General features: G+C 58.0%; 13 protein-coding genes and 1 pseudogene. 6 read left to right on the top strand and 8 right to left on the bottom strand.

Annotation, left to right across the window (positions count from 1 at the left end):
- The 4 genes and pseudogenes from WCA10_RS21850 to WCA10_RS21835 form a co-directional block, all read right to left on the bottom strand.
- Window positions 1–1047, bottom strand: coding sequence for a tetratricopeptide repeat protein (locus WCA10_RS21850; RefSeq protein ID WP_472824647.1), 1047 nt, complete (start codon window positions 1045–1047; stop codon window positions 1–3).
- A 132-nt stretch (window positions 1048–1179) separates the two neighbouring features.
- The gene (locus WCA10_RS21845; RefSeq protein ID WP_472824655.1) at window positions 1180–4203 is read right to left on the bottom strand and encodes a TonB-dependent receptor domain-containing protein; all 3024 of its coding nucleotides are present in this window, start codon (window positions 4201–4203) and stop codon (window positions 1180–1182) included.
- Window positions 4204–4533: 330 nt separating this feature from the next.
- Window positions 4534–4863: pseudogene (locus tag WCA10_RS21840) on the bottom strand (carboxypeptidase-like regulatory domain-containing protein); the annotation flags it as partial.
- Window positions 4864–5689: 826 nt separating this feature from the next.
- The gene (locus WCA10_RS21835; protein WP_472824646.1) at window positions 5690–7261 is read right to left on the bottom strand and encodes a cytochrome c3 family protein; all 1572 of its coding nucleotides are present in this window, start codon (window positions 7259–7261) and stop codon (window positions 5690–5692) included.
- Window positions 7262–7676: 415 nt separating this feature from the next.
- Here WCA10_RS21835 and WCA10_RS21830 point away from each other — a divergent pair, with 415 nt between their 5' ends.
- The gene (locus WCA10_RS21830; protein WP_472824645.1) at window positions 7677–9428 is read left to right on the top strand and encodes a S41 family peptidase; all 1752 of its coding nucleotides are present in this window, start codon (window positions 7677–7679) and stop codon (window positions 9426–9428) included.
- A 150-nt stretch (window positions 9429–9578) separates the two neighbouring features.
- On the opposite strand, the gene WCA10_RS21825 is transcribed toward WCA10_RS21830, so the two are convergent.
- The gene (locus WCA10_RS21825; protein WP_472824644.1) at window positions 9579–11468 is read right to left on the bottom strand and encodes a CRTAC1 family protein; all 1890 of its coding nucleotides are present in this window, start codon (window positions 11466–11468) and stop codon (window positions 9579–9581) included.
- Between the two features lie 405 nt (window positions 11469–11873).
- Between WCA10_RS21825 and WCA10_RS21820 the strand changes: the two genes are divergently transcribed.
- A complete protein-coding gene (locus WCA10_RS21820; protein WP_472824643.1) occupies window positions 11874–12617 on the top strand; it encodes a DnaJ domain-containing protein in 744 nt (247 codons plus the stop codon).
- A gap of 205 nt (window positions 12618–12822) precedes the next feature.
- Window positions 12823–13176: a ComEA family DNA-binding protein gene (locus tag WCA10_RS21815; RefSeq protein ID WP_472824642.1), complete on the top strand. Its 354-nt coding sequence runs from the start codon at window positions 12823–12825 to the stop codon at window positions 13174–13176.
- A 79-nt stretch (window positions 13177–13255) separates the two neighbouring features.
- Here WCA10_RS21815 and WCA10_RS21810 read toward each other — a convergent pair whose 3' ends face one another.
- On the bottom strand, window positions 13256–13969 hold the full coding sequence (locus WCA10_RS21810; RefSeq protein WP_472824641.1) for an aspartate/glutamate racemase family protein: 714 nt from the start codon (window positions 13967–13969) through the stop codon (window positions 13256–13258).
- 191 nt (window positions 13970–14160) lie between these two features.
- On the opposite strand from WCA10_RS21810, the gene WCA10_RS21805 reads away from it, so the two are divergent.
- The 3 genes from WCA10_RS21805 (at window position 14161) to WCA10_RS21795 (ending at window position 17911) form a co-directional block, all read left to right on the top strand.
- Window positions 14161–15480, top strand: coding sequence for a Gfo/Idh/MocA family protein (locus WCA10_RS21805; protein WP_472824640.1), 1320 nt, complete (start codon window positions 14161–14163; stop codon window positions 15478–15480).
- A complete protein-coding gene (locus WCA10_RS21800; protein WP_472824639.1) occupies window positions 15477–16352 on the top strand; it encodes a sugar phosphate isomerase/epimerase family protein in 876 nt (291 codons plus the stop codon). Before WCA10_RS21805 ends, WCA10_RS21800 begins: the two co-directional genes overlap by 4 nt.
- A 233-nt stretch (window positions 16353–16585) precedes the next feature.
- Window positions 16586–17911 carry a TonB family protein gene (locus WCA10_RS21795; RefSeq protein WP_472824638.1) on the top strand — a complete coding sequence of 442 codons (1326 nt, stop codon included), beginning with the start codon at window positions 16586–16588 and terminating at the stop codon, window positions 17909–17911.
- 92 nt (window positions 17912–18003) lie between these two features.
- Here the strand turns inward: WCA10_RS21795 and WCA10_RS21790 are convergent, their stop codons facing one another.
- Window positions 18004–18927, bottom strand: coding sequence for a ParB/RepB/Spo0J family partition protein (locus tag WCA10_RS21790; RefSeq protein ID WP_472824637.1), 924 nt, complete (start codon window positions 18925–18927; stop codon window positions 18004–18006).
- 81 nt (window positions 18928–19008) lie between these two features.
- On the bottom strand, window positions 19009–19854 hold the full coding sequence (locus WCA10_RS21785) for a ParA family protein (protein ID WP_472824636.1): 846 nt from the start codon (window positions 19852–19854) through the stop codon (window positions 19009–19011).
- Window positions 19855–20091: the final 237 nt, after the last annotated feature.

The raw sequence follows: 20091 nt of genomic DNA, 5'->3' as shown, positions 1-20091 counted from the left end.
CTACTTCCCCGCAGGCTTGGGATCGCTCTGGTGCTGAATGGCAACCACGAGTTTGAATTCGCGATTCGCTGCGTCGAGCTGCCCCGTCGCCTTGTATGCCTGCCCCAGAAGGTTATGCGTAATGTAGTTGGAGGGATCCATCTTCTCCGCGTGATCGAGATAATGCAGTGCCTCGATGGGCTGCTTCAACTTGAGGAATGTTTCACCCAGAAGGATGTAGGGGCCGGTCGCCTGCGGTTCAAGGAGGACGGCTCGATTCAACGCCTGTTGGGCATCAGTGAACTGGCCGTTGCGCAGGTAGGCGTCTCCGAGCCGATCGTAGAGATCGGGATTGAGCGGGTTGATTTTGCGTTCAGCTTCAAACTCGCGGATCGCGCCTGCCGTGTCGGCTCTGGAAAGAGCAACCTCGCCCAGCAACTCGTGCGCGAGGGGCAGAGACGGATTGATCTCGAGGGCCTTGCTTGCTTCCACCCCGGCTTCATCGCGCAGTTCGCGACGCAGGAAGAGACGCCCGGCGAGTAGATGGGCTTCAGCGGAATCGGGTGCAAACCCATACTGGGATGCAAATGCGTGCCGCGCGTCGTCGTAGCGTTGGACGTCGGCGTAGCAGAGGGCGAGGACGTAATCAGGATCGACGTTCTCGCCCTGCACCCCGATGCGCGCTTTCTCGAGAAATGGAATCGCCTCCTGAATGCGGCCCAGGCGGAACAGGCTCACCCCGTGCATTTCAAGCGACTCGTGGTCGCTGGGGTCCTGATCGGCGGCCTTTGTGAAGGCGTCGATCGCAGGCGGAAACTGCTCCCGCTCGTAATAAATCAGACCGCGCAGCCGCTCGACGCCCGCAGGCTCCGGGCTTTGCCTGGACAATTGATCCAACTGCGCCATGGCCGCGTCGAGACGGCCTTTCGCGGCAAGTTCTTTCGCAGTTTCAATGGTCACTGCGGGAGCTGGGGAATCCGGGGAGGGAACTGCGCCCTGTTGGAGTTGTCCCGGGAGTGCGGCGTTCGAAGTAGACAGAAGAACTGCAATGGCGAAGGCGCGAAGCATGATTGTCCTGATGAGTTCAGTTTAACTCTGCGCAAACATCTGCTGGTTGGACGAAGGCGGATTGTACCCGTGAGAACAAAGAAAGAGGGGAGCCGAAGCTCCCCTCCAGGGTTGTTGCGACTCCTCCGCGCCTTAGAACTGCACGTGAAGAGAGAATTCAAGCTGTCGAGGACCAGGTCCCGGTGCTTCGCCGCCGATGTTGTTCAGCTGTGCACCAGTTGCTGTTCCTACGCTGCCAAAGACGTCTGTGTTGTTAGGGTTGCCGGCATTGATGTGGTTGAACGCGTTGAATGCATCCATGCGGAACTTCGTAACGATGCTCTCATGAATGGTAAACGCCTTGGTGATGGCCATGTCGGTATTGAAGAACGAGGGTCCAAAGTACGTATTGGCCCCACCGTTGCCGATGTTGTCGAGTCCCGGGAACGAGAAGAGACCGCCGGCTCTCGGCTGCGCCGCGAAGAAGCTCCGATTGCCAGTACCGCCCGAGTTCGTCTTGAAACTGGTAAGGTGCGTCTTCATGTGTCCTGAGACGTTGGGACGGCAAGGTGCATTCGTGCCACCGACGTTCGTGTTGCAGCTTTGAGGATCGCCTACGCCGGAAATGTTGAACTGGTCGTAACCGATTCCGAACGGCAGACCGCTCGACCAGTTGAGCACATACGCCAGTTGGAAACCGCCGATGATCTCATCCGTGAGGGTGTTGACGTTCTGCGCGAGTTGCTTGCCCTTGCCGAATGGCAGATCGTAGCTGCCATACGAAACGAGCTGTTGATCGCGAACGTTGCCGTCGCGCTGGTGAGGAACCGTGTGGCTCCAGGTCCAATATTGGCCGTTGTCATCCCACGCAGCAGCCCATTCGTAATTCGCATTGATCGAAAGACCCTTGGTAAAGGTCTTTGCCAGGTTGATCTGCAGAGCGTCGAATTCGGTATTCTGATCGTCGCCATAGTAGCTGATGCCGTTGTTCCATCCGCACATACCCGGAAGGATGTTCGGCGAGTTGGGTGTCGCGTAATTGGAGTCGCGGCAGGCAGCAAGAGTCCCGCCATAGTAGCGTTGCAGGAACCGACCGTCGGAGACTCCGCCGCTGTACCCAGCCGGCAGTGTTCCGCTCAGACCATTCGGATCCCAGTGCAAAGTCTGACCAGTAACGCTGTATTGAGCTGGAAGGAACAGACCGCCCTCGTTCGGGTTGGTGTTGTTGTTGTCGCCGTCACCGAGGGTATGGGTTCCCTTATTGCCGACATAGGCAATCGTCAAGGACATCGTAGGTGTGAGGGCGCGCTGTACGCTCAAATTCCACGCGTCGATTGTCGGGAAATGAAGCGGGTTTGGACGTGCCTTCGGGCTGACAGCATAACCCTGCGCCGGAAGCAAGCCACTGGAGGGAACTGTCGGAAAGACGAATGCGGTTGGTCCCTGGTCAAGCGTAAAGGGCAACGCACCCGTATTCCCGGATGAGTTGAACGTCTGGCTGGCGAGTACCGGCAGGTTTTGCGTGACAACGTGTCCGAAGATCGAGCCGAAGACGCCGGTGTCAAAGCTGCGTCCGTAGCCCGCGCGAATGACGGTCTTGTCATCCAGTTGATACATCAAGCCGATGCGAGGATCGAAGCCCTTGACCTTCTTGATGCTCCAGCCCATGTCGGTCGGAACCTGTCCGATGCCGGCAACGTGCATGTAGCCATCCGCAAGATTCATGAGCGAACCATTGCCTTTGCCGTTGACCGCCTCGGGGAAGTAGAGTTCCCAGCGAAGGCCAAGGTTGAGGGTCAGGTTCTTGGTTACGCGCCAGGTGTCCTGTCCGTAGAAGAAGGTCCTCTTTTGGAACTCCTTGGCATTGGTTGAAGTCGACACGTACCGGGCGTAGTAGTTGCTCTCGCCCAGAACGAAGGTTGCCCAGCCATTACCCAGGGTTCCGTTGTCGGAGGTGGGGCCGCCATAGAAATTGAACTGGCCGGTACGATCCGTATCGGACGGAACGCGAAGGTTACGGCCGTAGCGCAGATCGACGCCAAGTTTGATGGTGTGATTGCCGTGGATCATGGTCCAGTTATTGACGATCTGGCCCTGGTCCTCGCGTTCGGTAAGTGGGCAGTTGCAACGATTGATGCCCAGGCCCGCACCGATGTACGAAGTCTGGCTGCCGCCGCTGATTTCGAATCCGGGTGCGCCGGAGGTGAAGTAGCTCCCGGTGTTCACGCCCGGAATCCCCAATGTGTTGCCAAATTGGACATTCTGGTCGTACTTCGAGTCGATGACGTTGTAACGGTAGTAGCCGAGGCGGAAGTCGGTCAGCAGCTTGGGGCTGATGGCGATGTCCATGCCGGTTGCAAGACTGTCGTTCGCGCCCTTGGAGTTGCCGCCGTAGCCGCCGATGCCGAATCCAAGACCGCCGGCGTCGCCGAACATCACTTTGCCAGACAGAATGTCCCAGAACCGAGAGAAGCGGGCGAAAGCGTGCATCTTGTCGTTAAAGGTGTAATCTTCGCGGGTTGTCCATGAATCGCTGTTGAACAAACCGGTGCCGCCTGCGGAGTAGTTGTTTCCGATCCACTGGCTGTTGCTGGGGCTGAATGCTCCACCTGTGTTGTTCGGGGCATAGGCCTTCATGTAGCCCAGCAGGTTCAGGGCAGCAGGAGAAAGCAGAGACGTCGGCACAACGTTGTTGGCGAATGCCGTCTTGGTCGCCGCCGACTGATCCGCGGTATTGTCGTAAATGAGCTGCCCACCTCCCGCGAGAATGGCAGCATATTCGCTGAAGTCGCATCCCGGAATCCCGCTGGCGGAAGTCTGCGTTCCAAGGCAGGTTGCCACGAGCTGAGCTGTCGGGACCGAATCGGTCTGTGAAGTTCCGACCTTCTGACGCTGGGATTCCCAGTTAAAGAAGAAGAAGGCCTTATCGCGAATAACCGGGCCGCCGATCGATCCGCCGAAGCGGTTCTTCAAGCCCGGAGGAATTGCATTCGGACCTGCCGCCTGGCTGTATGGGTCACGCGCCAGATTGGCGTTGCCCGTGCGGAAGTCATACGCGCTGCCATGGAACTTGTTGGTGCCTGAACGGGTTTGAGCAGTCACGACGGCTGAAACAGCCTTGCCAAGCTCGGCGTCATAGTTTTGCGTGGTGATCTTGGTTTCCGTCACCGTATCCATGGGCGGATTGATGACGATGATCCCCAGAATTGGATCCTGGTTATCGGTGCCGTCCAGCTCGAATGCGGTTCCGCCGAAGGCCTGTCCGTCCACCTGAATCTGGCGTGAACCCTGCGGGTTTTCATCGGCAGCGTGCGACCAGCCGAGAAGCTGTGCGCCCGGAAGCAGAAGCTGGAGGTTGGTGAAGTTCTGGTCGCCCACCGGGAGACTGGAAACCTGCTGCTGGTCGAATACGGTGGACACGTCGGCCTTTTCCGTCTTCAACAGGGGCACCGAATCGGCATTGACAGTAATGGTGGTACCGGTATCTGAACCAATGGTCAACGTGGGGTCGATGCGAGGAGCCGTGTCGGCTTGGACCGTCACGCCCTGGGTCTCGAAAGGCTTGAAGCCTTTGGCGACAACCTTCAGGTTGTAGACATCTGGGATAAGATGCGGGACGCTGTAGTCACCAGAGGCATTCGATGTAACCGTAACGACGGTGCCTTTAGCCACATCGGTCACGGTGATCACTGCGCCCGGGATGACAGCCCCACTCGCGTCCGACACAGTGCCAAAGATCGATCCATAAACCGATTGTGCACTGGCCGTCACAATGAGGAGCGAACCTGCGCAGGCAAGAAATGCCAGCACAAGTGCTGTGCGAAAAAGCTTGTTCATGCGGTCTCCTGAAAAGTATGCCGTTTTTCTGATCTATTAACTTGTGGTGGTTCCGCCGGCTGGTTCTTCTACGTCGACCAGACGGCTTACAGGGCTCACCTGCCGCGATGGCAGGATCGCTCAAATCCCGGCGCCGCTACTCCCGAACACAGATAGAGAGCGATAAATTTAGAGACTCCGGAGCAAATCGAAACCTTACTGAATGTGTCACCCTGCTGTCAACGTCAAAAGCGCAAACTCGGTTGTGAATGCCTGCGAAATCGACATGTCATTGCCGGAAAAGCTTTACCGGGGGAAGAGATGCGGATTTTGCCCTCAGTCGCGCACATAACACAGCGAACTAAATGAAGTATATAAAGCGATTTACTGGGATACCAGGCACGGCGCCGTCTCTGGAAAGCACAGCCGGCAGATCAGAGGCTGATCGCGTGTTCCTCATTTTGTAAACAGACAAAGTCCTGCAATCACCTCGAAAACGATAATACAAACTAGATGCCAGTTTCATGGCCTGATTTGATCCCGGACTTCGATGCACTGCCACAGAATCCTTAGGGGTTCTCCTCAGAGGGGATGGAGTTTTCCTCCATCAAATGGTTGATTCTTAAGGTGATTTTCAGGACCCGCCGCCAAAGAGTGCTGGACCGGAAATTGAACAAGCTCTCAAGGCAGATCACGGCCATCGATGATGCCGCTCTCTTCACCGTTCGGCTGAGTCTAAAGACGTTTCGGTCTGCGAAATTGATTTAGGCATAACATTCGCATCCGGGGAGGAAACCGCAAACGTCGCTCGCATGTTGACTCGCGGATGCCTCCGCCGCGACGATCCTCAGCGACCGCCGCATTTCCGGCTTCCGGCGCGAATCTGCCCGGCCATGGCTTTCGTTTCCTCGTCATCCGGTGAGAACTCCAGCATCCGATCCAGCGTTGCCAAAGCACCGCCCTTTTCCCCCAGGCCGCATTCCACAATGGCCAGGTTCCTTCCCGCTCCCAGTTGCGAAGGATCGTGATCGAAGACTTGCTTCCACAAACGCGAAGCCTCCGTATACTGAAGCTGCCCTGCCCTGAGCAAAGCCAGATCTCCGGCGGCCAGCGAGCTGCAAGGATCGGCCTCGAGCGCCACCTGGTATTCCTCGGCCGCAGCCGCCGGCTGACCGTTCAACTGCTTCAGAAAGCCGAGTTCGGCGTGGAGCTCGTGGTCGTGCCGGGCTCCGCTCTCAGCGTGCTCCGCGCGTTCGAGCAGCGAGAGTGCGCGCACGCTTGCTTGCTGGTTCCCCCGCTCCGCCATCTGCGCATAGGCGAGGCCAAGATCGCGATCGTCGGCGATGATGCCGCCCACGGCTTCCAGTTCTCCGCTCACTGCCAGCGGAACGCGTTCATTGCTGATGCGCTTCTTGATCCAGTGGTCCGTCACCTGTTCGTGGGCGATGTCATTTGAAGGCGGCCGAGCCATGTGGCAGGCTGTGCAGTCCGCATTTTCCGGGTGATGCTTTTCGGCAAAGCCAGCGGTGTTATGACACTGCAGGCACTTTTGGCGATAGAAAGCGACCTTGTTTTCGGGCGCGGGCGAGCCATGCGGATCGTGGCAGGTTGTGCAGGTCAGCCGATCACCAGACTTCATCTTGCATTCGCTGCGCAGAAGAGCTTCCCACTGGCTTGTTGCGCGGCCGCCGGATCCATTCTCGCCGCGGTAAACGAAATACAAGGCATAGTCGAACAGGTCGTCTCCCGGGGTGAAGTTCTCCATCTCTCTGCCGTTGCGGATCACGGCGGCCTGGCCTTCGAGGTGACAGTTGAGGCACACCGAATCCCGCCGCACGGGATACATCGCGTCGATGTCGAGCATGTGCACTTTGCCCTTCGAAGCTAGATGCGCATCGGCATTGCCGTGGCAAGCGGCGCAGGTGATGCCTCCGTGGGCAAATGGTGCGGCTGCGTACAGATTGCGCGCTTCGGGCAGCGACCGCGCCACATCCGAGGCATGGCAGTGGAGGCAACCGGGATCCACGGGCATGGTCAACGGCATTTCTTTGTCCGCGGTATGATTCGGCGCCATGTCCCAGATCTGTTTTTTGGCGTACCAGTTGATCGGGGCCTCGAACCAGTATCCCGATTGCTCGAAGAGGTAGGTCCTTCCACGTTTGCCTGACCCAATGAAATAACGCAATTCCTGTTGGCCCTTGAGCGCTTTGTCGGGCGACGCGCTTTCGCGCTCATAGTTGAGCCAGACGTTCCCTGCCTCTTCGGTCACGCGGTAATGAACACCCGAAGCTGCATGAACAAAATCAGCGGGAAGGAATCCCTCGACCGCGAAACCGCTCGCATTGGCCATCGGGGTAGTGCGGTAGCGCTCATAGATTTCGCGATGGCAGGGCGCACAAGCAGCGTTTGGGTCGCGCACGTCGCTTTCCGGGCGAGCTTGCACGCGGCGCGGAAACCAGCACAACACCAACATTGCGAAAAAACAGATTCCTGCCAGGGAAACCGACAGAGCTCGGGACAGGCTGAGCACCCCACCAGCTTTCGCTGCCGTTCTCGATCGTGCCTATGTCTTTTCAGACGGAATTCGATGAGCTAAGTTGACACCCGGAGATCTTGCCGAGCATCAGATGAGAGACTTCGCTGGATCCGCGCGCGAGGCACACACCATTCGTGATCGAGAAACTCCATCTCGTGATCGATCGGCTCAAAACACCGATCGAACGGATCACTGTCCGGCTACGGCGGCGGCATCGAACGCAAACGCTGGCTGTTGAACCACGAGAAGAGCCCGTGATTAGTCCGGTGATGGCAAAATAAGCAGAGGTCCCTTCATTGTGAATCTGTGCCTCGTTGCCTTGATGTTCGTGACCGCTTCGACATCAGTCTTTGCACAGCCCACGCCAATCGCACAAAGGACCCTTGCTTCCGACCAGGAGTTTGACTCCGGCTCTCGTATCCAGATCAGTGCGCTCACAGACATCCAAGTGGGTAATCTCGTGACTCTTGCACGCGTTTGGGGATTTTTGAAATACCACCATCCCGCTGTCACTGCTGGCAAGCGCAACTGGGACTACGATCTGTTCCGTGTTCTACCCAGCGTTCTCGCCGCACCCGATCGAGCTCACACAAACGACGCAATCTTGAATTGGATCGACGAGCTGGGGTCCGTTCCCGCGTGCAGTCCGTGTGTTCCGGCACCCACGGGCGATCTCGACCTGAAGCCGCCGCTCGAATGGATCCACGATCAGTCGGCGCTCGGCGCTTTATTGAGCGAAAGGCTGGAGCAGATCTACGCGCATCGAACCGGCCACCAGTTCTATGTCTCTCAGGCCTGGCAAACCGGCAATCCACAGTTCGATCATGAACCCGCATATCCAGAGATTGTTTATCCGGACTTTCGGTATCAGTTGCTGGCGCTGTTCCGCTGGTGGAACATTCTGCAGTACTGGGCGCCTGACCGAAATGTCGCCGACCAGGATTGGCCCGCAGTACTGAAGAGCCTGATCCCCAAAGTAGCCCTCGCTCGCGATAAGCAAGCGTATCAGTTAGCCATCTTCGAAATGATACCGGCGACGAATGACACGCACGCGGGCCTGGAGGGAGCATTGGCAAAGCGTCCTCCGGTTGGAAACTGCGCGGTCCCTGTAAGCCTGCGGTTCATCGACGGAAAGCCCGTTGTGTATCGCACTTCCGGGGACAACACCGGTTTGCAGCCTGGCGATGTGCTCGAAAAACTCGACGGCGTACCCATTCCGTCGCTCGTTGCTGACTGGAGCAGGTTCTATGCGGTCTCGAATGGCGCCGCCCTCGAACGTGACTTCGCCATCATTCTAACCCGAGGTATATGTGGCTCGATTTCGCTCGATGTCAGGCGCAACGGCCACTCGCAGCGCGTGCTAACTGCACGCATTCAATACGACCCCGTCCTCACACACGACCAGCCCGGTGATACCTTCCGCCTGCTTTCGCCTGACATTGCTTACATCAAACTCTCGAGCATCAAGACCGGCGACCTTCCAGCCTATTTTGAGAAGGCCAAAGCTACAAAGGGCCTCGTTGTCGACATTCGCAATTATCCATCTGAGTTCATGCCCTTCGCGCTCGGCGCCTATTTCGCTGTAAGACCAACCTCTTTTGTTGTTTTCACTGAGTGTGATCTCTCCAACCCGGGAGCATTCCACTTCATAGCGGGCCCGTTGATTGAGCCAGGCCCCGTTCACTATGGAGGGAAAGTCGTCATTCTCGTTGATGAAACAACCCAGAGTCAGGCTGAGTATACGGCGATGGCCCTCCGCGCCATGCCGCATGCCCTCGTCGTGGGAAGCACGACAGCAGGTGCGGATGGCAACGTTTCGCTCATTCCACTTCCCGGTGGCCTGAAGACGATGATCAGCGGTCTCGGCGTTTTCTATCCAAATCACTGGCCGACCCAGCGTGCGGGCATTATTCCCGACGTGACAGTGCGACCCACAGTTCAAGGAGTTGCTGCGGGCCGCGACGAAGTGCTTGAAACGGCAGTTCACTTCATTGAGACCGGAATTGACCCCAACAAAACACGCCCCGCAACAGACCAATCCAGCAAATAGCGAATTGCGAAACCGAAAGGCTGCTTAGCCGTAATTTCTCACGCGGAGTGAGGAAGAAGTCCTGCGAGAGAGTTCATCCCGGCAGGCGTCAGGCCCTTGTGGGACCAACTGCGTGGAGGATGGACGAAAACTCGCGACGTCAGATTTGACTCACGCTTTTCTCTTTGCGGGAGTGAGGGCTTCATTCTTCAAAAGCTTGCCGCCTTCTTCGATCACGTAGAGCCGATTCACATCGAGGTCTTTGAGCGTGTCTACGGCGCCCGACGGCCAGTTGATCTGAACCAAGTCCACTTTCTTCGCGTCATTCAGCCCGAAGTGAATGCGCAGATCGCTGGACGAGTAGTATCCGTTGCACGATTTCACGTCCTCAATGAGAATGAGAGGCGTGCCGGGCTTGGCATTGAGAACCGGCGAACCCGTCTGGGCCACAACTTTGATCCGCGCGCCGATCCCCGTCTTGTTCGACTTTGTTCCGACCACGCGAATTTTGATCCAGCTTCGATTCAGTGTCGAATCGCAACGCAGCAGTTGCGGAATCGCGTTGACGCAGTTCACCACCGCATCGAGATCGCCGTCGTTGTCGTAATCGCCGACGGCGAAGCCGCGCGCTTTGGCGTCAGTTGTGATGCCGCTGCCGCCAATCAGGCTTACGTCCTCGTACTGGCCGTTGCGCAAATTGCGATAGAGGTATTTTCGTTCGGCGTAGGCCGCATCCACCTGGGTGCCATCGACCTCGGGGTACACGTGGCCGTTGGCGACGAGGATGTCGAGCCAACCGTCGTTATCGAAATCGATGAAGCTGACCCCCCAGCCCAGCAGCCGCGTGTTGATGCCGAGACCCGCCTGATAGGTGCGATCGTCGAACGATCCATCGCCAAGATTCATGAAGAGGGAATCGGTATCCCCGGCGAAGTTTGTCTTCACAATGTCGAGCATTCCGTCGCGGTTGTAGTCGCCGATGGAAACGCCCATGCCGGCCTGCGGTTTGCCGTCCGGTGAATACGCGACGCCCGCTTCAATCGCCTGGTCTTTAAACGTGCCGTCTTTCTGATTCACGTAATAGGTGGCCGATGTCGAATCGTTCGCGACGTAGATATTGGGCCAGCCGGTGTTGTCCAGATCCGCTACGCCACAACTCAATGCATAAGTGCCAAGCGTGCCATTCATGCCGGCTCGCTCGCTTACGTCTTCAAAGGTGCCGTCGCCCTTGTTGTGATACAGGAGATTCTTGCCGCCCTCGAGCCCCGGCGGCCCGCACGCGACCACGATGCCCTTGTAGGTGCAGTTCGCGTCTTCGGGCAGGGGCGTGGTCTTCAGATCTAGATCGATGTAGTTGCCTACGAACAGATCGAGATGGCCGTCCTTGTCGTAGTCGAGGAACGAGCAGCCCGAATTCCAGCGCAGGCGGTCCTGCATCAGGCCGGCCTCTCTGGTCACCTCGGTAAACGTGCCGTTTCCGTTGTTGCGGAACAGCGCATTCTGGCCGTAGTAACTGACGAACAGGTCGTTCCAGCCGTCGTTGTTGTAGTCGCCAACACAGCACGCCTGTCCCCAACCGGAGCGCGCCAGGCCGGACTTGATGGTGACGTCGGTAAACGTGCCGTCGCGATTGTTCTTGAAGAGATGGCAGACCGGTTCATGTCCTTTGGGGAAGCCTTCGAGCCGCCACCCATTCACAAGAAAGATATCGACCCAGTCGTCCTGGTCGTAGTCAAAGAAAGCTGCGCCACAGCCCGTGGTTTCGAGCAGATACTTGTTGCGGTGCTCGCCGCCGAAGATCATCTCGACATTGAGGCCCGCTTCTTTCGCGACGTCGACGAATTGCACGCCCAGCGGGGTTCCCGTCACCGGGGAGGGTGCGCCCTTGGGTGCAGGCCGCGCGGCGGCTTGATAGGCCTGACGTGCGCTGCCGGATGGTTTCGGCGTTTGGGGAGATTGCTGGCCGAAGACTGGTCGTGCCAGCTTCAAAACGTCTTCGAGCGATAAAACCAGGGCGGTTCTGGAGAGCGACTTCAAAAATCCGCGACGGGTAAAAGACAAAACAGCGTTCTCCGTTTGAGCGCGCCGGCTCCAACCATGCAATTGCGCCCTAAGTGGTGAGTATATCGACCGCGACGAGTGCGTCGCACATGTGATCCCTCCACAGGAAGTTTCAAGGTCAAAGCGATGAAGTGCGATTCCCAAAATAACACCGAGCATCTCCCGCGCCGATCGCTTGTTCGCGGCGTTGCTGGACGGGGAGAGATGACATCCCATAAACCGATCAATGTATTGCATTTACACGTGGCTAAATCAGCAGCTCAATGACCCATTGGTTACGTAGTCCGTGGTTACATTCGCCGGCGGCTGCCCAGATCGGGTGATTGCTCTCCCCCCTAACACCAGTGCTACGCTTCGCCTATTACAAGCCTCTAAAAAACGAACGACAGGAGAGGTTCTCCCCACATGATTGAAGCGACCAAGACGCTGGACTACTACGAGTTTCTCCAAATCAGTCCCCATGCAGATGCGGAGACGATCCACCGTGTTTACCGCTACCTGGCTGCCCGCTTCCATCCCGACAATCCGGAGACAGGCGATCCGGAAAAATTCTTTCTGCTGAAATCGGCATACGACGTTCTCTCTGACCAGGATCGCCGCTCGGAGTATGACCGCGACTATGATCGGGATGTGCCTGAACGCACTCCGCTATCTGAGTCTGTCGACTTCATGGACCAGGTGCAGGGTGAGCTGAACCGCCGTCTCGCCGTGCTGGCCGTGCTCTACTACCGGCGTCGCAGCAATCCGTTCGAACCCAAAGTGAGCCTCGCCGAGATCGAAAAGCGCATGGGATTCCCGCGCGATTACCTCGACTTCACGACCTGGTATCTCAGCAAGAAGGGCTATATTACCCGGGCCGACAACTCCGACTTCTCGCTGACCGCAGAGGGCGTGGATTTCATTGAAACCCAGCGTGTGAAGATTCCTGTTCTCAACAAGTTGCTGACCACCGGCAACAGGGCGTGCAATGTCGATCTGGACGAAGACATCCTCACCCTAGAGTCTGCAAGCCCACCCATGGTCGTCTTGCCCGATATGACGAAAATTCCCGAACGCCGCGCAAATGCCCGCGAACGCCGCACCGGTGCCCCCGACTGGCGTGCGGAGAAGGCTGAACGCCGCAAGGGTTCCCGCCGCGCTGCCGAGTAACATCGCGACAACCGCAACTCTCAGGGGCGACACAGCGCATCACCGTTCGTGCCGCTCCTCCTCTCCGTTTTAGTTGATTCTTCTGCCTCTTTGCCCTTCCAGAAAACCCCCTCTAACGGCTAGCATGAGTGCGCGGTAAAGCTCGTCTCCAGGATTCATCGCCGGTCTTGCCGCACCTGAGAAATCACCAATCAAGGAGAATTCCATGCGATTCCGTCGATTTACTTCCACAATGTTGGGATTGGCCGTTTGCTCGCTGCTCTGTCTCCCCGCCGCAATCATTGCCCAGACCCCGAGCAAAGCCAAACCCGCAACCGCCGCCGCCACCAGCAAGTCGGCGAAGGCTGCGCCGGCCGGCGACCTGGTCGACATCAACTCGGCGACAGCCGATCAGCTCAAGGCACTCCCCGGCGTCGGCGACGTGTATTCGCAGAAGATTATTGCCGGCCGCCCTTACGCCAACAAGACGCAGCTGAAGAGCAAGGGAATTGTCCCCGCGGCTACGTATGACAAGATCTCCAGCCTGATCATTGCCAAGCAGCCAGCAAAGAAGAAGTAGCTTGCTCGATTCCTTGTTCTCCAGCCAGAAAGGGACGCGCATGCGTCCCTTTCTGCATTTGCGGCCGGGCAAACTGAAATCAAATGACTTTGACTGGATCGGCAACCGAGCGCTTGAGCGCGGCCCACGCCAGCAGCCGCGTTGAGTCAAGCGCCGGTAGCGGGGAGTTCTTGTTGCCGATGACGAGCGGGATCTCCGTACAGCCAAGCACGACGGCATCGCAGTCTTCGTCTTTCATGCGGCGAATCACCAGCTGCAGATAGGTCAACGATTCCGGACGGAAGACGCCGTACACCAGCTCGTCCATGATGATGCGGTTGATTTCTTTGCTTTCCTCTTCCGTCGGGCGCAGGAAGTCAATGCCACGCAACGCCAGCTTCAAGGGATAGACGTCGCTCTCCACCAGCCAGCGCGTGCCCAGCAATCCGAGTCGCCGATAATTGTGTTCCACGGCCTCATCTGCAACCACTTCGGCGATATGCAGCCAGGGCAGCGGCGATCGCGGCTCAACCAGGTGCATAGCCTGGTGAATCGTGTTGTCAGGACAGATCACGAAATCCGCACCAGCGCTTTTTAATTTGCCCGCTGAATCCAGCATGAGGTCGGCAACGCCTTCCCAGTCGTTGCGCTCGATGCACTCCACATAGGTCGCGAGTGAGTGGGTGTGCATCGTAATCTCAGGATGCGCATGCGGGCCCAGCAATTGCGCGCCCTTGGCGCAGATAGTGCGATAGCAGAGCGCCGCGCCTTCGGCAGAGCAGCCCACAATCCCGACATGTTGCGGCGTACGCATCCCACGATTCTACTCACCTGAAATCGGGCAAATCTTATAAGCGGTCCAAACCGTCTGTGCCTTTAGGCGGGACATGACAACGCACTGCCTGAACCGCACGATTTAGGATGTTCCATGCGCGAACGGGACATCCCCCGCGCGCTTCGAGCGTGAACGAAGAACCATGAAGATTGTGCCCCGGAGGAGACTAGATGGTCACCAGACGTGAATTCCTTGACACTCTTGCCGTGGGAGCGGCAGGGCTTGCAATTAGCTCAACGGCGAAAAGCTACGGCCAGATCCTCGGCTCCAACGAACGGCTCAACTTCGCCGTAATCGGACTGAACGGCCGCGCCTATGCGCATCTTTCTTCGCTCAAGGCCAACCAGGATGCAGCCCACATCGCGTATGTCTGCGATGTCGAAAGCAACATCCTGGCCAAGTTTGCCGCCGCCACACGGCAAATGATGGGCTACGATGCCGCCACCGAAAAGGATTTCCGCAAGATTCTCGAGCGCAAGGATATCGACGCCATCACCATCGCCACGCCTGACCACTGGCATACGCCGATGGCGATCCTGGGACTGCAGGCCGGCAAGCACGTCTACGTTGAAAAGCCGTGCAGCCACAATCCCGGCGAGGGTGCGCTGCTGGTCGAAGCGCAGAAGAAATACGGCAAGCTGGTGCAGATGGGCACCCAGCAGAGGTCGTCCCCGCACACCATCGAAATTGTCGGCAAGATTCACGCGGGCCTGATCGGCCGACCCTACCTCGCCAAGTGCTGGTACGACAACACGCGGAAATCCATCGGCCGCGGCAAGGTTGTTCCCGTACCGGCGACGCTGGACTGGGATTTGTGGCAGGGCCCGGCGCCGCGTCAAACCTACAAAGACAACGTCCAGCCGTACAACTGGCATTGGTTCCGCATTTGGGGCACCGGCGAGACGCTGAACAACGGCACACATGAAGTGGATGTCTGCCGCTGGGCGCTCGGAGTCGACTTTCCCAACCGCATCACCGCGTCGGGAGGCCGTTACGCCTTCAGGGACGATTGGCAGTTCTACGACACGCTCGTCACCAGCTTCGAATACGACGACAAGATGATTTCGTGGACGAGCGTGAGTTGTAACGGCATGCACACCTATAATCGCGGCCGCGGATCGGTGATCGAGGGAACCACAGGCAGCGTGCTCGTCGACCGCGACGGCTACGAAGTCTATGACCTGAAGGGCAAGAAGACCGACGAGTTCAAGGTGGGCAAGCAGACATCGACCGCGGACCTGATCGGCGCCGACTCCATGACCGACGCGCACTTCGCCAATTTCATCGCCGGCATCCGCAAGGGCGAGAAACTGAACGCGCCAGTCGCGGTGGGCAACGTGGCCGTGACCATGCTGCAGCTCTCCAACATCGCGTGGTTCGTGAATCGCGAACTCGACCTCGACGCGTCCAACGGCAAAATCAAAGACGATCCCGAGGCCATGAAGTACTGGAACCGCGAATACGAGAAAGGATGGGAGCCGCACATATGAATCTCTCCCGCCGCAATTTTGTCCGATCTTCAGCTCTGCTTGCTGCTGCCTCAACGCTGCCAGTCGGACGCAATGCGTACGGCCAGCTCACCGAATCTGACGGTAAGCCCTCCCCCATCAAGCTGGGCCTCGCCAGCTATACTTTCCGCAACTTCTCGCGGGCCCAGATGATCGCGTGGATGAAGCAGCTCAATATCACCGGCCTCAATGCCAAGGATGCGAAAGACCATTTGCCGATGGACCCGACGGCAGAGGCCCAGGCTGTTTCTGACTACGAAGCCAACGGTATCCATCTGCACGCTGCCGGCGCCATCTACTTCCAGAAGGACGATGACGACGACATCCGCGCCAAGTTCGAGTACTGCAAACGCGCCGGCGTGAAGGTCATCGTCGCCGGTGATCCCGCGCCCGCCACGCTGCCTCGCGTGGAGAAGTTCGTGAAGGAGTACGACATCAAGATCGCGATCCATAACCACGGGCCTGAGGACAAGATCTTTCCGTCGCCGCTCGACGTGCTGAAATTTGTGAAGAGCATGGACCCGCGCATGGGCTGCTGTATCGATGTGGGACACTGCGTCCGCGCCGGTACCGACGTTATCGAGGCCATCAAGGCAGCCGGTCCGCGCCTCTTCAACGTGCACATGAAAGATCTGACCGGCTTCACTTCGAAAGAGAGCCAGGTGGCAGTCGGAGAAGGCGAGATGCCCATCCGCCAGATTTTCGAAGCACTGACGCAGATCGACTACCCCGGCTGGGTCGATCTGGAATATGAGGTGCACGGCGATGACCCCATGCCCGGCGTGACCGAGAGCTTCACTTACATGCGCGGCGTGCTCGCCGGAATGGGCTACAGCCCGCGCACGCAAGCGTAAGCAAAGATTGGGTGTGTCGTGAAACGAAAGCAGGTTGGTCTGTCCAGGAAGCTGACATCCTGGCAATGGGAGTTGCCTGAGAATGAAGGGGAGACGTGACCGCGATCAACATTCCCTTGCCTTCCCACCGCGCCAGGCAACTTTACCGATTCGGTTCGCCTTTTCTATCTTGAGACCTGCCCCAGTCCTTTGATCACGGGAATGAACGCATCCTCGACTACACTGATTACGCCATGAATGCGGTTCCGATTCGCGGCAGTTTGGTTGGCCAGATCATCGACGGGAGATTCTCGCTCCTCGTGTGGCTTGGCGGAACTGACACCAGCGGTACCTTCCTCACAGAGCTTCCCGGCCCCGGTTCTCAGAGAGCTGCCATCAAGCTCTTCTCCACGCCGGCCGAGGCTGAAGACCGGCTCTCCACCTGGACTGAAGCGACCCCGCTTTCGCACGTGAATCTCGTGCGCATCCTGCACTTTGGCCGCGCTGAAATCGATAGAGCGCCTCTTGTCTACGTGGTAACCGAGCTTGCCGAAGAAGTGCTGTCGCAGATCATTCCGGAGCGTCCGCTGGAGCCCGATGAGGCACGAGAAATGCTCGTGCCGGTTCTTGACGCACTTTCCTATCTCCACTCGAAAAACTATGTCCACGCTCACCTCAGACCTTCGAACATCCTGGTTGTCGAAAACGAGGTGAAGTTGTCGGCAGACAGCATTCTGGCGCAGGACAGTCTGGCGCTGGAACTTGAGAGCAGCGATCTGCACAACGCACCCGAGACGGCGACAAATCCTGTTGCGCCTCCGGCCGATATATGGTCGTTGGGGGTAACCGTGGTGGAAGCTCTCACCCAGCAGCTGCCCGTGTGGGACTCCGCCAGTGACGACGATCCGGTGCTGCCTGAGTTGCCTAAGCCATTTGATGCGATTGCCCGAGAGTGCCTGCGTGTCGATCCCTCGCGGCGATGCACGCTGAGCGATATCCGCCGCATGCTCGGAGGGAAATCAACGCTGGTTTCGCAGCCGCAGGATTTGCCGGAACAGCAGTCTCCGACCCAGACCCCCCCGGAATCATCCCCGGCGCGCTTTCCGGTGATCCCGCTGATCGTCGGATTCCTTCTACTGGTGGCCATCATCGTCGCGCTCATTGTTCGCAGCTACAAGACCGACCCTGCGCCGCCTGAGACAGCGACAACCCGGCAAGCGCCGCCCGCCGAGCCCGTTGCACAGCCACCTGCGACCCCGCCTGTGATGGCGGGACCCCAAAAAGGCGACGTCCTCCATCGCGTTGTCCCCGATGTTCCACAAAGCGCGAGAGACACAATTCAGGGCAGAGTGGGCGTTGCCGTCCGCGTCTCCGTCGATCCAACCGGCGCCGTCACCAATGCGGAATTTGTATCCCACGGCTCCAGCGCCTACTTCGCGCGCCTCGCGATGCAGTCGGCACGCGACTGGAAGTTCAAACCGCCACAGCAGAACGGGCACGAGGTTGCCAGCTCATGGCTGCTGCGTTTCGCGTTCAAGCGGAGCGGCACCGACGTCACGCCCGTTGAAACAAATCCCTGAGCGAAGCGATTTTATGATACGCAACCTAACGGTTGCATATTTCCCGAATTTGATTCGAGAAAAAATCTGGGCACGGGTTGGGTTTTGCGAACCTATGCCTGTTCGCCGGCCAGTTGCTCCAGCAATCCGTCGAAGTCGGCCAGATCGGCATACTCGATGATCACGCGGCCACGGCCGTTCTTGTCTTCGATATGGACCTTGAGGCCGAGAGCGCGCTGAAGATTCTCTTCCACTTCCTTCACATTCGGATCGACCGGAACCTCAGGCTTTGGTTCTTTTTTCCCTTTCTCGGGAAAGAGGATGGCCTGCACCAGCGTCTCCGTTTGGCGAACAGAAAGCGAAAGATTGGAGACTCGTTGCGCCGTCTTCTCGAAATCAGGATGCAACTTCAATCCTAACAACACTTTAGCGTGCCCAAAAGTCAAAGACCCAGACTCGACCAGCTTTTGGACCGTCTCCGGCATGCTCAGCAAGCGCATGTAATTCGAAACCGAAACGCGGTCTTTGCCGGTGCGCGTCGCAATCTGCTCCTGTGTCATGTGGAATTCGCGGGAGAGTCTCTCGAAGGCTCGCGCCTGCTCCATCGGGTTCAGGTCGGCGCGCTGCAGATTTTCGACGATGGTGATCTCGAGAGCCTGTTCGTCCGAAACCTGGCGCAGGATTGCCGGGATGGTCTTCTTGCCCGCAAGCTGGGATGCCCGCCAGCGCCGCTCGCCGGCAATCAACTGGAAACGGCCGCTTGCCAGGGGCCGAACCAGAACCGGTTGCACCACTCCATTTGCCGTAATTGAGGCTGCGAGTTCCGCCAGCTCTCCCTCGTCCACATGGGTGCGCGTCTGGAACGGATTGCGATCAATCTCTTCAATCGGAATCTCGCGCGGTTTTCCCGCTTCGGCCTCTACCGGTGTGGAGACATTGACGGGAGCGGGAGCGGCGTTTCCATGGATTCGCGGCAGTAAGGAATCAAGGCCCTTGCCGAGGGCGCGGCGCTTGGTGTCAGTGGTTGCGGTGCTCATATCTGAATCCTCAAAACCGGCGGGATTGCCGGGCATTCTTCTATGAATCAGCTGATTGGCGCTGTCCTGTCAGGGACATGCTCAGGAATATGGCCAGAAGCGTACCTCGGCCTTCGGTCTTGAATTTGCGGCCACCTTCCGCTCGCGGCTTTTTGGACTTTCGATGCGATTCCTGGCCAGGTACTCGCCGGCGAGCTCAAAGTAAGCCTCGGTGCCGCGCGAACGCGAATCGTAAACCGCGACGGGCTTGCCGTGACTGGGAGCCTCAGCGAGGCGGATATTGCGCGGAATCACGGTAATGAAGAGTCGATCGTGGAAATGTTCGCGAAGCGTGTCGCGGACCTGCTGTGCAAGATTTGTGCGGTCGTCATACATGGTCAGGAGCACGCCTTCGATCTCGACGTTGTGGTTAAAGGCAGCGCGAACACGCTCAAGCGTGGACATGAGCTCGGTAATGCCTTCCAAAGCGAAATACTCGGCCTGCATGGGCACGATGAGCGAGTCGGACGCGACCAGGACGTTGAGCGTAAGGAGGTCGAGCGCCGGCGGACAGTCAAGAATAACGAGGTCGTACTTATCTTTGACCGGAGAAAGCGCGTGGCGAAGGCGAACCGCGCGATCTTCAACGCTCGTCAGTTCGATATTTGCGCCGGTCAGATTCTTCGAGCCGGGGAGAATCCAGAGGTTTTCGACCGCACTGGGAAGGATGACCTGTTCTGCCTCCGAATCTCCAACCAGGACGTCGTAGATCGAGTGGCGATTGTCATCGCGGGCCACGCCGAGGCCGGAGGAGGCGTTTGCCTGCGGGTCGCAATCGACCAGGAGGATTTTCAGGCCTTCCAGAGCGAGACATGCGGAAAGATTGATGGCGGTGGTTGTTTTGCCCACACCCCCTTTTTGATTGACTACACCGAGAATCTTTCCCATAGCGTTTCAGGTTAAAGGAAGCGGGCAGCGGCGTGCGAAATTGAATCTGTGGAGAACGCGTACGAGTTGTGGAAAGCTCTCGGGGCCAGTGAGACACCTGGCCATCAAGGTATTTTTTCTCAGTGATTTACGTGACGGTGCACTCTTGAAGTAAATTGCGCGCCCACGGAGGCAACCCGGTGGAAAACTGTGGCCCCGGGCTTGCCGAGAATTCACAATTCCGCCAACCGAAAGAGA

The sequence above is a fragment of the Occallatibacter sp. genome (genome assembly GCF_049582745.1).
Classification (GTDB): domain Bacteria; phylum Acidobacteriota; class Terriglobia; order Terriglobales; family Acidobacteriaceae; genus Telmatobacter.
Note: the sequence above shows the minus strand (reverse complement) of the source record. Positions and strands in the feature narration are given on the sequence as shown.

What these genes read in the sequence shown, in the direction of transcription:
- WCA10_RS21850 (WP_472824647.1), bottom strand. Translation starts at nt 1,047, where the DNA reads ATGCTTCGCGCCTTCGCCATTGCAGTTCTTCTGTCTACTTCGAACGCC.
- WCA10_RS21845 (WP_472824655.1), bottom strand. Translation starts at nt 4,203, where the DNA reads ATGGATACGGTGACGGAAACCAAGATCACCACGCAAAACTATGACGCC.
- WCA10_RS21820 (WP_472824643.1), top strand. Translation starts at nt 11,874, where the DNA reads ATGATTGAAGCGACCAAGACGCTGGACTACTACGAGTTTCTCCAAATC.
- WCA10_RS21815 (WP_472824642.1), top strand. Translation starts at nt 12,823, where the DNA reads ATGCGATTCCGTCGATTTACTTCCACAATGTTGGGATTGGCCGTTTGC.
- WCA10_RS21810 (WP_472824641.1), bottom strand. Translation starts at nt 13,969, where the DNA reads ATGCGTACGCCGCAACATGTCGGGATTGTGGGCTGCTCTGCCGAAGGC.
- WCA10_RS21805 (WP_472824640.1), top strand. Translation starts at nt 14,161, where the DNA reads ATGGTCACCAGACGTGAATTCCTTGACACTCTTGCCGTGGGAGCGGCA.
- WCA10_RS21800 (WP_472824639.1), top strand. Translation starts at nt 15,477, where the DNA reads ATGAATCTCTCCCGCCGCAATTTTGTCCGATCTTCAGCTCTGCTTGCT.
- WCA10_RS21795 (WP_472824638.1), top strand. Translation starts at nt 16,586, where the DNA reads ATGAATGCGGTTCCGATTCGCGGCAGTTTGGTTGGCCAGATCATCGAC.
- WCA10_RS21790 (WP_472824637.1), bottom strand. Translation starts at nt 18,927, where the DNA reads ATGAGCACCGCAACCACTGACACCAAGCGCCGCGCCCTCGGCAAGGGC.
- WCA10_RS21785 (WP_472824636.1), bottom strand. Translation starts at nt 19,854, where the DNA reads ATGGGAAAGATTCTCGGTGTAGTCAATCAAAAAGGGGGTGTGGGCAAA.